Here is an 11,965-nt window from a genome sequence, read left to right as displayed (position 1 = left end):
TCGTGGTGCTGGTCAGGAACTGGCGCCGCGCTCGGCGTCCAGTCGGCGTCGGTCCTCGGCGTCGATCTCGTGCAGGGACACGCCCCTGGTCTCGCGCAGGGTGAGCACGGAGACCAGGGTGATGAGGCACGCGATGGCGATGTAGATGGCGATGGGGACCCACGAGTTGAACTCGCGCAGCAGCGTGGTCGCGATGATCGGCGCGAGCGAGCCCGCGATGATCGAGGTGACCTGGTAGCCCAGGGAGACGCCCGAGTAGCGCATGCGGGTGGGGAACATCTCGGCCATGATGGCGGGCTGTCCCGCGTACATGAAGGAGTGGATGACCAGGCCCAGGACGATCGCGGCCAGGATCATCCACTGGTTGCGGGTGTCGAACATGGGGAACGCCACGAACGCCCAGCCGATGGCGAGCACCGCACCCGCGGCGTACACCGGGCGGCGGCCCACCCGGTCCGAGAGCCGACCGACGACCGGCACCATGATCACGTGCACGATGTGCGCGATCAGCAGCAGGAACAGGATGTTGGAGGTGTCCATCTTCAGCTGCGTGGAGAGGTACGTGATCGAGAAGGTCACCACGATGTAGTACAGGATGTTCTCCGCGAAGCGGATGCCCATGGCGCCGAAGACACCGCGGGGGTAGCGGCGGAAGACCTCGGCCACCCCGTAGGAGGCGCCCTTCTCCTCGATCAGCTCTTCCTGGGTCTCGGTGAAGATCGCGGCGTCCGTGACGTGGGTGCGGATGTAGTAGCCGATCGCCACGATCACCACGGACAGCCAGAAGCCCACGCGCCAGCCCCATGAGAGGAACTGCTCGTCGGTGAGGGTGCGGGAGAGGATCAGCAGCACCACGGTGGCGAACAGGTTGCCCAGGGGAACGGCCGCCTGCGGCCAGCTGGCCCAGAATCCGCGCTCCCTGTTGGGGGAGTGCTCCGCGACCAGCAGGATCGCGCCACCCCACTCGCCGCCCACCGCGAAGCCCTGCGCGAAGCGCAGCACCACGAGCAGCGCGGGAGCCCAGTAGCCCACCTGGTGGAACGTGGGCAGGCAGCCCATGAGGAACGTGGTGGTCCCCACCAGCAGGATGGCCACCTGCAGCAGGTGCTTGCGTCCGAACTTGTCCCCGAAGTGCCCGAACACGATGCCACCCAGGGGGCGGGCGATGAAGCCCACCGCGTAGATCAGGAACGCCTTGATGATCCCGTCCAGGGGGTTGCCGGTGTCCACGAAGAACAGCGGGCCGAACACCAGCGTGGAGGCCGTGGCGAACAGGAAGAACTCGTACCACTCCACCACGGTGCCGGCCATGGACGCCGCCACCACCTTCTTGAGGCCGCGGCGGGTCTCCGGGTTGTCGTTGGGGTCCATGTCGACCGCCGGGGCGGCGCTGCCCGCTGTGCTCATGGTGTCTCCTGGGTCAGAGGATGTGACGTCAGTCACGCACAGTGTGGCACGGGGCAACGGCGCCGCCCGGCACATCGCCACGCGGTGTCGACTCATGTCATCTCCGAGCGGGTGCCCGCCGTCCTGGTGCTGTCGGGCGGAGGTGGAGGTCTCGGCGACGCCGCTGGCCCACCACTGCGCGCCCCCGCCCCTCAACGCCTGCAATAACGGAGCAAATGCAGATTCGCGGGCGCGATGCTGCATTTGCTCCACCTCACAGCGTCCTGCTCGTCGGGCCCCGCCTCGCCCGGGGCGGGCCTCAGCGCACCATGCGGATCTCGCGGAGGTCCTCCACAGCAGGATCCGTGAGGGTGGCCCCGTCCGCGCGGAAGCCGTTGCGCTCGTAGAAGCGGATTGCGCGGGGGTTGGCCTCGGCCACCCACAACTGCGCGGGCTCCTCGCCAAGAACGGCGTCGAGCAGTGCCTGCCCCGCCCCGCTGCCGTGGTGCTCGCGGAGGACGTAGAGCGCGCGCAGCTCCCGCTCGCGGGCGGGGTCCGGTTCCACGGGGCGGCCATGCTCCGCGAACCCCACGATCGTCCCGTCCACCTCGGCCACCCGGATTCGTTCGCGTACGGTCGGGTCCGCGAGCAGCCCGGTCCACAGCCTGAGTCGGGCCTGCCGGGCGGCGTCCCCGAAGAAGTGCTCCGACACGAGTCCTGTGTAGGTCTCCCGCCAGGACTGCACGTGGACCTCAGCAAACCTCGGGGCGTCCTCGGGCGAAGGCACTCGCAGAGTGAAAGAGGGCGTCGTCATGCGGGCATTCTTCCCCGTCCTGCTCGCGCACGACAGCGGGGACGACGCCGCTGCACCAGGACCATGCGGACGTCCGCCTCTCAACGCCTGCAATAACGGAGCAAATGCAGATTCGCGGGCGCAATGCTGCATTTACTCCACCTCACAGCGTCCAGCTTGCCGGGCCACGCCTCGCACGGCCCACGACGACGCCGCTACGCCAGGATCGCGCGCACGCCCGCCTCGAACTCGGCGTCCATGGTGGCGGTGGGGAGGTCCATCGACTCGCGGGTCTGCTGGGCGGTCACGGATCCCAGGGTGAAGCGGGTGAGCGTGAGGGCCACCGTCTCGGCGTCCTCCGGGGTCATGCCCCGGTCCGTCAGCGCCGTGATGAGCAGCGGAACGGGCTGCATCCCCAATGGATCCAGGGCGTGCGCCACACTCACCACGTCCGCGCCGTCCCGCACGGCGAGCACCGCGGAACGGAACCGGGCGATGAGGAGCAGCGCTACGGCGTCGTTGTCCGCAGTGTGCGCGGGGCGGACCGCGGGGGTCTCGAGCGGGGCGACCATGCGCTGCGCGAGAACCGCGAGCAGCTCCTGCTTGTTGGCCACGTGCCAGTAGAGCGCCCCGGGTTGGACGCCCAGCTCTCTGGCCAGGCGGCGCATGGAGAGGTCGCCGAGACCGTAGGTCTGCAGGATGTGCCACGCGGCATCCACCACCTGGCTGCGGTCCAGTGCCACGGCGTGCCTCCCTGCTCTCGTGCCCGGGTGTGGGTTCCGCGGAAACTCTACCGAGTTGGGGTGGGTGGGATGTGTGCTGTGCGGGCGCCGTCGTTCGGGGCCCTGCAGGCACTGAGGAGGCTCGGACGCCCGGCCTGCCCGTGGTGGCGCGTTCTGCGAGGCGCGACCGCCCGTGAGGGGCGACGACGTCGGGTACGTCCCGATGGGCGCGCGTGCTCCCGTCACGAATTGACTTTCCTGAACGCCGTTCAATAATTGAACAATGTTCAAGAACCCCGCAGAGCTGGCCGAGCGCGTTCTCGCCGGCACCCCCGTGACCCCGGACGAAGCCCTCGACCTGCTGCGCACCGACGATCCCGGCATGCTGGATCTCGTGGCGGCCGCCGCACGCCTGCGCCGCGAGCACTTCGGCATGACCGTGAAGGTGAACTACCTGGTCAACCTGAAGTCCGGGCTGTGCGCGGAGGACTGCGGCTACTGCTCCCAGCGCTTGAATGCCGGGACGGACATCCTCAAGTACTCGTGGCTGAGTCCCGAGCAGGCCGTGGAGCAGGCCGAGTACGGCATCAAGGGCGGGGCCAGCCGCGTGTGCCTCGTGGCCAGCGGTCGCGGGCCCTCCAACCGCGAGGTGGGCACCGTGACCCGCACGGTGGAGGCGCTCAAGGAACAGCATCCGGACGTGGAGGTCTGCGCGTGCCTCGGCCTGCTCAAGGACGGTCAGGCGGAGTCCCTCAGCGGCGCGGGCGTGGACGCCTACAACCACAACCTCAACACCGCCGAGTCCCACTACGAGTCCATCTGCTCCACCCACACCTACCAGGACCGCGTGGACACCGTGGAGCGGGCCAAGGACGCGGGTCTGTCCCCGTGCTCGGGGCTGATCGTGGGCATGCGCGAGACGGACGAGCAGCTCGTCGAGGCGGTGTTCGCGCTGCGGGACCTGGGCTCGGACTCCGTGCCCGTCAACTTCCTCATGCCGTTCGAGGGCACGCCCCTGGCCGGCATGTGGCAGCTCAGCCCGCAGAAGTGCCTCAAGATCCTCGCCGTGGTGCGCTTCGTATGCCCGGACAAGGAGATCCGGATGGCCGGCGGGCGCGAGATGCACCTGCGCTCGCTGCAGCCCCTTGCCCTGCACGTGGTCAACTCGCTGTTCCTGGGCGACTACCTCACGTCCGAGGGCCAGGCCGCCGAGGCGGACCTGGCCATGATCGCCGACGCCGGGTTCACCGTCCTCGGGGCCGGTCCGGATCCGTCCCGGGACCGTCACGTCGGCCCGGCGGCGGCCCAGGGGAGCGGTGCGGAGCAGGGCTCGGGGGAGCGGACGACGACGCCGTGCGGGTCCGTGTGCGGATCGGCCGCTGGTTCCGGGGCCGCGTCCGGTGACGGTTCTGAGCCCGAGGGTGCGAGTATCCCCGCTGACGTGTCCCGGGGCGGGTCGGTCGAGGCGGTCGACAGCTCCCGCGAGGTCGGCTCCCGAAACACTGGCGACCGGGCGCGGGCCCGCGACACCGCGGCGTCGTCCGCGCCGACCGGCACCGGCATGTCTCCGGCTCTCGCGGCGCTGCTGGGCTCAGGGGACAGCCCGGAGCGGGACGAGGACGACACCAGGGTGCGGGTGGAGCTGAGCCCGACCGTGCGGCGTCGTGGTGCGGGCACGTCGGTGGCGCCGAATGCCTGAGCCCGGCCCCGTGGGAGATATGCCTCCCGGGGAAAGTCTTGCCGCGCGGGACCGCGGGCTGCTGTGGCACCCGTACGCCGCGCTGGACGGCCCCGCCCCGTACACCGTGGAGGCTGCGGAGGGCGTGACCCTCACGCTCGTGAGCCCGGAGGGTGAGCGGATCGAGGCGATCGACGGCATGTCGTCCTGGTGGTGCGCGGTGCACGGCTACCGGAACCCGGAGCTGGACCGCGCGGTGGTGGACCAGGTCACCGCGTTCTCCCACGTGATGTTCGGCGGCCTCACGCACCGCCCTGCCGTGGAGCTCGCCGAGCTGCTGGTGGAGGTCACGCCGACCGAGCTGCGGCACGTGTTCTTCGCGGACTCCGGATCGGTGAGCGTGGAGGTGGCCCTCAAGCTGGCCGTGCAGTACCAGGCGGCGCGGGGTCGCCCGGAGCGGCGGCGCATCCTCACGGTGCGCGGCGGCTACCACGGGGACACCACCGGGGCCATGAGCGTGTGCGATCCGGAGGGTGGGATGCACGCCGAGTTTTCAGGTTTGGTGGCGGAGCAGCTGTTCGTGGCGCCCCCGCCGGCGGCCACCACGCCCGACGGCACCGTGTGGCACGCGGACGAGGGCAGCGTGACGCAGTGGATCGAGGACGTTCGGGCCACCGCGCGGAAGCACCGGGGTGAGCTCGCGGGGATCATCGTGGAGCCCGTGCTGCAGGGCGCGGGCGGAATGCGCACCTACCACCCCGCGTGCCTGCGGGCGCTGCGGGACCTGGCGGACGAGCTGGACCTGGTGTTCATCGTGGACGAGATTGCCACCGGCTTCGGGCGCACCGGCAAGTGGTTCGCGAGCGAGTGGGCGGATGTGGTTCCGGACGTGATGTGTGTGGGCAAGGCCCTGACGGGCGGGTACATGACCCTGGCGGCGGTGCTCGTCTCCGCGGCCCTGGGGGAGGTGATCACCGCCTCCGAGCAGCGGGCGCTCATGCACGGCCCCACGTTCATGGCGAATCCGCTCGCGTGTGCGGTGGGCCTGGAGTCCGTGCGGCTGCTCCGGGACTCGTGGCAGGGGGACGTGGCGCGGCTGGAGACCGCGCTGCGCGAGATCCTGCCCGTGGCCGCGGACCTTTCCGTGGTCAAGGACGTGCGGGTGATCGGCGGGGTGGGGGTCGTGGAGTTCCACGAGGCACCGGACCCCGCGCTGCTCACGCGCACCGCACTGGAGCAGGGCGTGTGGTTCCGCCCGTTCGGCCGCCTGCTCTACACCATGCCGCCGTACGTGTGCACGGACGAGGAGGTCCGCACGATCGCCTACGCCCTGCTCCGGGCCGCGCAGCAGGTGGAACTGCAGGCCGGGTCATGACTGCTGCTGCTTCCGCACGCACAGTGGACGCCGCGGGACCCCTCGACGACTGGCTCCGCGACCGGCGGCAGCGGCGCGATGGGGCGGGACTGCGGCGTCGGCTGCGGATGCTGCCCGACGGCTGCGTGGACCTCGCCTCGAACGACTACCTGGGGCTGTCCCGGGACCTACGGGTCGTGGCTGCGGCACGCGCCGCGCTGGAAGAGTTTGGCACGGGATCCCGCGCATCGCGCCTGGTCACAGGGACGTTGGGAATCCACGAGGTGCTGGAGCGGGAGCTGTGCGAGCTCACCGGGCAGCCCGCCGCCCTCGCGTTCTCCAGCGGCTACGCCGCCAACACGGGGGTGCTCACGGCGCTGGGGGACGCGGACACGCTCATCGTCTCGGACACCCACGCGCACGCATCGCTGGTTGATGGGGCCCGGCTGTCCCGCTCGCCGGTGCGGATCGCGCGTCACTCGGACGTCGCGCACGTGGCGGAACTGCTGGCCGAGCGCTCTGAGACACGCGCGATCGTGGTCGTGGAATCGGTCTACTCGGTGTGGGGTGATCATGCACCGCTCAGGGAGCTCGCGGAGACGTGCAAGCGGCAGAATGCGCTCCTGCTCGTGGACGAGGCGCACGGCATCGGCGTGGCCGGCGGAGGGCGGGGGCTCGTGCACGAGCTCGGGCTTGCGGGATCCCCGCACGTGGCGCTGACGCTCACGCTGTCCAAGGCGCTGGGCGCGCAGGGCGGGGCGGTGCTCGGCTCACCCGCCCTGCGGGAGCACCTGGTCAACACGGCTCGCCCGTTCATCTTCGACACGGCCCTGGCACCGACGTCCGCGGCGGCCGCGACTGAGGCCGCGCGGATCATCGGGGAAGCCCCCGAGCTGGCGGCCCGGTTGCACGAGCGGGCGCGATTCGTGGCGTCCGCGCTGAACATCCCGCACGCCAGGGCGGCGGTGCAGTCCGTGCCCATGGTCACTTCGGAGTCTGCGGTTCGGGCCGCGGAGCAGCTGCGGGCCCGGGGTGTCGCGGTGGGCTGTTTCCGTCCGCCCTCGGTGCCGGACGGCATCAGCCGCCTGCGCATCACGGCGCCAGGAAACATGGAATTACAGGAATTGTCGGGAGCGCTGGATCACGTCCGGGAGGTGCTGGCGGACGTGTCCGGAGACGAACCGGCCATGCCGTGAGCGTTCTGGGGCCACGAGCACGCCCGCCCGATCGATCGCGCCGGTGGCTCATGGGATCACGTCCCCGGCTGCTGCATTGGTGAGCACACGTGGTCACCGGCCCTGCGGACCCCCATAACCCATCCCACGAACGGGCAGGAGGCCCCCATGATCAATCCTCTGAGCGGCATCTTCTCGTCACTCGGGCGCACCGTCCTGGTGACCGGCACGGACACCGACGTGGGCAAGACCTACGCCACGGCTGCTCTCGCGGTGGCCGGCTGGTACGCGGGGCGCCGCCGGATCGCCGTCTACAAGCCTCAGCAAACCGGCATGCGCGGTGACGACCCGGGGGACGTGCACGACGTCGCCCGGCTGGCCCGCGCCGCCGGCGTCCCGTCAGAGGCGCTCACCATTGCGGAGGGGCAGCGGCTGACCGAACCCATGGCGCCCCCTCCCGCCGCGGCCATCGACGGGGTGGAGCTGCTGCCGATCACGGCCCACGTGGCGAAAATCCTGGAACTACAAGAATCCCACGACCTCGTGCTGGTGGAGGGCAGCGGCGGCGTTCTCGTGGAGCTGGATGGAGACCGGCGCACGATTGCCGATCTGGCGGCAGCGTTGCAGCAGGAGGAGGCGCTCGGTGCGCAGACCGTCCTGGTGGCCCGCCCGGACCTTGGCACCCTCAACCACACCCTGCTGAGCCTGGAGGCCCTGCTGCACCGTGGGGTGCGGGTGGCCGGTGTGGTGCTGGGCAGCTGGCCCCACGAACCCGACCGCCTGCACACCTCCAACCGTGAGTACCTGGCGGACCTCCCGGCGCTCGACGGGCAGCGCATCCCGCTGCTGGGTGCCGTCCCGCAAGGATGGGGGCACGGGAGCCGCTGATTGCTGGAAAGGCGGGGGCCGGCGTCGTCGTGCCGCTCTCAGCCCCCCGCCACCGTGGCCCCGTAGAGGCGCTCGAACCGTTCGTGGACCAGGCGGTAGTGCTCCTGCGCCGCCTCACGCGGGTAGTACGTGGCCGCGGGCTCCGGCGAGGACCGCTCCACGTTTGGCGCCAGCGACTCCAGCATCAGCAGGGCGTTGCCCCGGCACGTGGAGCGCTTTATTGTCTGGTGGATCACGGGAGTGCCCAGGTAGTCGCCCAGGATCTGCAGCCACGAGGGCAGCTCCTGGGTGACCCGCCCGGCGGCCACGATCCGTTCCACGCCCGTGGAAGCGCTCTCCAGCTCGTCGGAGACCCGGCGGTAGGACCCTGCGATTCCCTCGAGCATCCCGCGGGCCATGGCGGGTGCGTCCGTGGTGGCGGAGACATCTGAGAACACCGCTCGCGCGCTGCCCGCCCACCCCGTGGAGCGCTCACCCGTGAGGAACGGCAGCACGCCGGGGGTCTCGGCGCTCACGGGGGCGGCGGCGATCCCGTTCAGCACCTCGGTGTCCAGGGCTAAGGTGTCCTGCAACCAGCTCACCGCGCGCCCCACGTCGTTGAGCGCCCCGCCCAGCAGGCACCGGGAGGAGTCGATGCGGTAGCACCACAGTCCCGGCGGGATGTCCTGCGGGCGGTGGTGCAGCAGCACGCGCATGGCCCCGGAGGTGGCCGCGGACGCCACGATGGTGCGCTCGTCCGTGCCACCCACCCCGATGTTCGCGCACAGCCCGTCCGCGACCGGCGCGAACCACCGCGCCTCCGAGAGCCCTCGCCACCGCTGCACGCGTGAGGGGTCCACGTCCGGCAGGGGCTCGTGGGGTTCCAGGATCGGGGACAGCTTCTCCTCGGTGATCCCCGCAATCCGGAGCATGCGCTGGTCCCAGTTGCCCGAGCGCCGGTTCAGCAGCCCCGTCCACGCTGCGGTCGCAGTGCCGGCGGCGGTGGTCCCGAGCAGCCGCAGCCACACGTACTCGCCAATGCTCAGCCACCGCTCCGCGGCTTCGAAGTCCTCCGGCCGGGTCTCCCGCAGCCACCGGAAGCGCGGCGCCAGGTAGCTCGTGTGCAGCCGCGCGCCCATCTTCTGCTGCACCTCGCGCTCGTCCAGCTCCTCCCGCAGCCGCGCGAGCTGCGGCGCGCACCGGGAGTCCGCGTACGTGAAGCACTCGGTCACGGCCTCGCCGTCGGCGTCCACGCCCACCAGGGAGGATGCGAAGGAGTCCAGCCCGACGCCGCCCACGCGCCCCGCGAGCTCCGGCCGGTCGCACACGCGGTCCAGGATCTCCGTGATCTCCCCGACCACCTGGTCCGGGTCCATCACGGACGTGCCGTCGGACGCGGTGGTGAACTCGTGCGGAACCTTGTCCCGGTAGTGGCGCACGGGCGTGCCGGTGGCGTCGTAGAGGGAGCCGCGGGTCGCGGTGGAACCGATGTCCAGCGTCATCACCAGCGGATCTCGCGCGTCCTCCAGGTCCACCGCGAAGTCGGCGCCGTCGTGCGGGCGGGGTGTCCTCTTGTGCTTGCCCATGTCTCTCCTGATCCCGCGTCCGCCGCGGGCTCTCGGGTTTCGGTGGTCTGCGCCCCAGTCTAGGAACCGCCGCCGGGGTCGCCGCACCACGGGGCACGACGCCGCTCGGAGGCTCCCGCGGGCGGGGCGCCTTCGCAGCCCCTGGGGCGGGAACGCCTGAGGTGCGGTTCTGCCCCGGATTTCGCGGAAATTCCGGGTAGAACTGCACCTCAGACGCTGCGGATCGCGGCACAGGGGAGCAAGCCCGCTCAGCGGGGCGGTTGCACGGCGGAGAACGGTGAGGCGGGGCGGGGAGCTGGCCGTGCGGCGTCGTCGGCGGGAGGAGCGGTGCCTGCAACTAAAGTCCGGGATGTGAGATCCGTGACCGCGATGTGAAACCCGCCCCGGGGCCGCGCGTAGGCTGGGGCGCAACACGTGTGCCGGGGCGGGGTTGGAGAGCGACGGCCCGCCCCGGCACTGTCTTTCGGGAAGGAACCACAGTGCCGCAGCTGCGTTCAGCAACGTCCACCACCGGCCGCAACATGGCGGGAGCGCGCGCCCTCTGGCGGGCCACGGGCATGGGGAGCGAGGACTTCGGGAAGCCGATCGTGGCGATTGCGAACTCGTTCACGCAGTTCGTCCCCGGCCACGTGCACCTCAAGAACATGGGTGACCTGGTGGCGTCCGCGGTCCAGGAGGCCGGGGGCGTGGCCAAGGAGTTCAACACCATCGCGGTGGACGACGGCATCGCCATGGGCCACGACGGCATGCTGTACTCGCTGCCTTCGCGGGACATCATCGCGGACTCCGTGGAGTACATGGTCAACGCCCACTGCGCGGACGCGCTGGTGTGCATCTCCAACTGCGACAAGATCACCCCGGGCATGCTCATGGCGGCGCTGCGGCTGAACATCCCCGTGGTGTTCGTCTCCGGCGGACCCATGGAGTCCGGCGAGGGTGTGGAGGGCGTGGTGGAGCACCGCGTGGACCTGGTGGATGCCATGTCCCTGGCCGTGGACGAGTCCGTCACGGACGCGCAGCTCGCGCAGATCGAGGAGAACGCGTGCCCCACGTGCGGCTCGTGCTCCGGGATGTTCACCGCCAACTCCATGAACTGCCTCACCGAGGCGCTGGGGCTCTCCCTGCCCGGCAACGGCACCACGCTGGCCACCCACGTCAACCGCAAGCGGCTGTTCCTGGAGGCCGGTCGCCGAGCGGTGGAGTCCGCGAAGAAGTACTACGAGCAGGACGACGAGTCCGTGCTGCCGCGGAACATCGCCACCAAGGCCGCGTTCGAGAACGCCATGGCCCTGGACATCGCCATGGGCGGCTCCACCAACACCGTGCTGCACATCCTGGCCGCCGCGCAGGAGGCCGAGGTGGACTTCACCCTCTCGGACATCGACGCCCTCTCCCGCCGCGTGCCGTGCTTGGCGAAGGTGGCGCCGAACTCCACAAAGTTCCACATCGAGCACGTGCACCGCGCCGGCGGCATCCCCGCGATCCTCGGCGAGCTGCGCCGCGGGGGGCTGCTCAACGAGGACGTCCACACCGTGCACTCCCAGACCATGGGCGAGTGGCTGGACGAGTGGGACATCCGCTCGGGCAAGGCGTCCGACGCCGCCCGCGACTTCTTCCTCGCGGCTCCCGGCGGGGTGCGCACCACCCAGGCGTTCTCGCAGGCCAACGAGTACGAGGACCACGACGTGGACGCCGCCGAGGGCTGCATCCGCTCCGTGGAGCACGCCTACACCGCGGAGGGTGGGCTGTGCGTGCTGTTCGGCAACATCGCGGAGGACGGCGCGGTCATCAAGACCGCGGGCATCGACCCCGAGCTGTTCCACTTCACGGGCCGGGCGTTCGTGGTGGAGTCCCAGGACGAGGCCGTGCACGAGATCCTCTCCAAGAACGTGACGGAGGGGGACATCGTCGTCATCGCGTACGAGGGCCCCAAGGGCGGCCCCGGGATGCAGGAAATGCTCTACCCCACCAGCTACCTCAAGGGTCTTGGCCTGGGCAAGACGTGCGCGCTCATCACGGACGGCCGCTTCTCGGGCGGCACGTCCGGGCTGTCGATCGGGCACATCTCCCCGGAGGCGGCCGCGGGCGGTGCCGTGGGCCTTATCGAGCACGGGGACGAGATCGAGATCGACGTGGAGAACCGGATCCTGCGGGTCAACGTGGACGACGCCGAGCTCGCGCGCCGTCGCCAGGAGAAGGGGAATGCCCCCTGGAAGCCCACCAAGCCGCGCGAGCGCAGGGTGTCCAAGGCGCTGAAGGCGTACGCCTCCATGGTCACGAGCGCCGACAAGGGCGCCGTGCGCGTCGTGGAGGACTGACCCCCGCAGCGGCCCCGGATGGTCTCGGCCCGGGTGGGAATCGGATAATCTGTGCTGAATTGGTGTGGCAGCACACATTCTTTTCC

At 70.6% G+C, this 11,965-nt stretch carries 9 protein-coding genes; 5 read left to right on the top strand and 4 right to left on the bottom strand.

The window, feature by feature from the left end:
* Positions 1–12: 12 nt before the first annotated feature.
* The 3 genes from HMPREF2833_RS06540 to HMPREF2833_RS06530 all read right to left on the bottom strand — a co-directional run bounded on the left by HMPREF2833_RS06540 (position 13) and on the right by HMPREF2833_RS06530 (position 2,922).
* Entirely contained in the window at positions 13–1,407 is a 1,395-nt protein-coding gene (locus tag HMPREF2833_RS06540) for an MFS transporter (protein ID WP_305778336.1), read from the bottom strand.
* Between the two features lie 298 nt (positions 1,408–1,705).
* Positions 1,706–2,200, bottom strand: a complete 495-nt coding sequence (locus tag HMPREF2833_RS06535; RefSeq protein WP_070637022.1) for a GNAT family N-acetyltransferase — start codon at positions 2,198–2,200, stop codon at positions 1,706–1,708.
* Positions 2,201–2,394: 194 nt separating this feature from the next.
* Positions 2,395–2,922 (bottom strand): TetR family transcriptional regulator, encoded by a 528-nt coding sequence (locus tag HMPREF2833_RS06530; protein WP_070637021.1) that lies wholly within the window; start codon positions 2,920–2,922, stop codon positions 2,395–2,397.
* Positions 2,923–3,184: 262 nt separating this feature from the next.
* On the opposite strand from HMPREF2833_RS06530, the gene bioB reads away from it, so the two are divergent.
* From bioB to bioD, 4 genes are all read left to right on the top strand, one after another.
* The gene (gene bioB / locus HMPREF2833_RS06525; RefSeq protein WP_070637020.1) at positions 3,185–4,600 is read left to right on the top strand and encodes a biotin synthase BioB; all 1,416 of its coding nucleotides are present in this window, start codon (positions 3,185–3,187) and stop codon (positions 4,598–4,600) included.
* Complete coding sequence (gene bioA, locus HMPREF2833_RS06520; RefSeq protein WP_083310946.1) at positions 4,593–5,954, top strand: adenosylmethionine--8-amino-7-oxononanoate transaminase; 1,362 nt, start codon at positions 4,593–4,595, stop codon at positions 5,952–5,954. Before bioB ends, bioA begins: the two co-directional genes overlap by 8 nt.
* Positions 5,951–7,129 (top strand): 8-amino-7-oxononanoate synthase, encoded by a 1,179-nt coding sequence (locus HMPREF2833_RS06515; RefSeq protein ID WP_070637018.1) that lies wholly within the window; start codon positions 5,951–5,953, stop codon positions 7,127–7,129. The genes bioA and HMPREF2833_RS06515 overlap by 4 nt, the downstream gene beginning before the upstream one ends.
* A 147-nt stretch (positions 7,130–7,276) precedes the next feature.
* On the top strand, positions 7,277–7,996 hold the full coding sequence (gene bioD / locus HMPREF2833_RS06510) for a dethiobiotin synthase (RefSeq protein ID WP_047979187.1): 720 nt from the start codon (positions 7,277–7,279) through the stop codon (positions 7,994–7,996).
* A gap of 38 nt (positions 7,997–8,034) precedes the next feature.
* Here the strand turns inward: bioD and HMPREF2833_RS06505 are convergent, their stop codons facing one another.
* A complete protein-coding gene (locus HMPREF2833_RS06505; protein WP_070637017.1) occupies positions 8,035–9,561 on the bottom strand; it encodes a gluconokinase in 1,527 nt (508 codons plus the stop codon).
* 479 nt (positions 9,562–10,040) lie between these two features.
* Here HMPREF2833_RS06505 and ilvD point away from each other — a divergent pair, with 479 nt between their 5' ends.
* A complete protein-coding gene (gene ilvD, locus HMPREF2833_RS06500) occupies positions 10,041–11,879 on the top strand; it encodes a dihydroxy-acid dehydratase (RefSeq protein WP_070637016.1) in 1,839 nt (612 codons plus the stop codon).
* Positions 11,880–11,965: the final 86 nt, after the last annotated feature.

Origin of the sequence: Kocuria sp. HMSC066H03 (assembly GCF_001812045.1) — a bacterium.
Classification (GTDB): domain Bacteria; phylum Actinomycetota; class Actinomycetes; order Actinomycetales; family Micrococcaceae; genus Kocuria; species Kocuria rhizophila.
Note: the sequence above shows the minus strand (reverse complement) of the source record. Positions and strands in the feature narration are given on the sequence as shown.

What these genes read in the sequence shown, in the direction of transcription:
- HMPREF2833_RS06540 (WP_305778336.1), bottom strand. Translation starts at nt 1,407, where the DNA reads ATGAGCACAGCGGGCAGCGCCGCCCCGGCGGTCGACATGGACCCCAAC.
- HMPREF2833_RS06535 (WP_070637022.1), bottom strand. Translation starts at nt 2,200, where the DNA reads ATGACGACGCCCTCTTTCACTCTGCGAGTGCCTTCGCCCGAGGACGCC.
- bioB (WP_070637020.1), top strand. Translation starts at nt 3,185, where the DNA reads ATGTTCAAGAACCCCGCAGAGCTGGCCGAGCGCGTTCTCGCCGGCACC.
- bioA (WP_083310946.1), top strand. Translation starts at nt 4,593, where the DNA reads ATGCCTGAGCCCGGCCCCGTGGGAGATATGCCTCCCGGGGAAAGTCTT.
- HMPREF2833_RS06515 (WP_070637018.1), top strand. Translation starts at nt 5,951, where the DNA reads ATGACTGCTGCTGCTTCCGCACGCACAGTGGACGCCGCGGGACCCCTC.
- bioD (WP_047979187.1), top strand. Translation starts at nt 7,277, where the DNA reads ATGATCAATCCTCTGAGCGGCATCTTCTCGTCACTCGGGCGCACCGTC.
- HMPREF2833_RS06505 (WP_070637017.1), bottom strand. Translation starts at nt 9,561, where the DNA reads ATGGGCAAGCACAAGAGGACACCCCGCCCGCACGACGGCGCCGACTTC.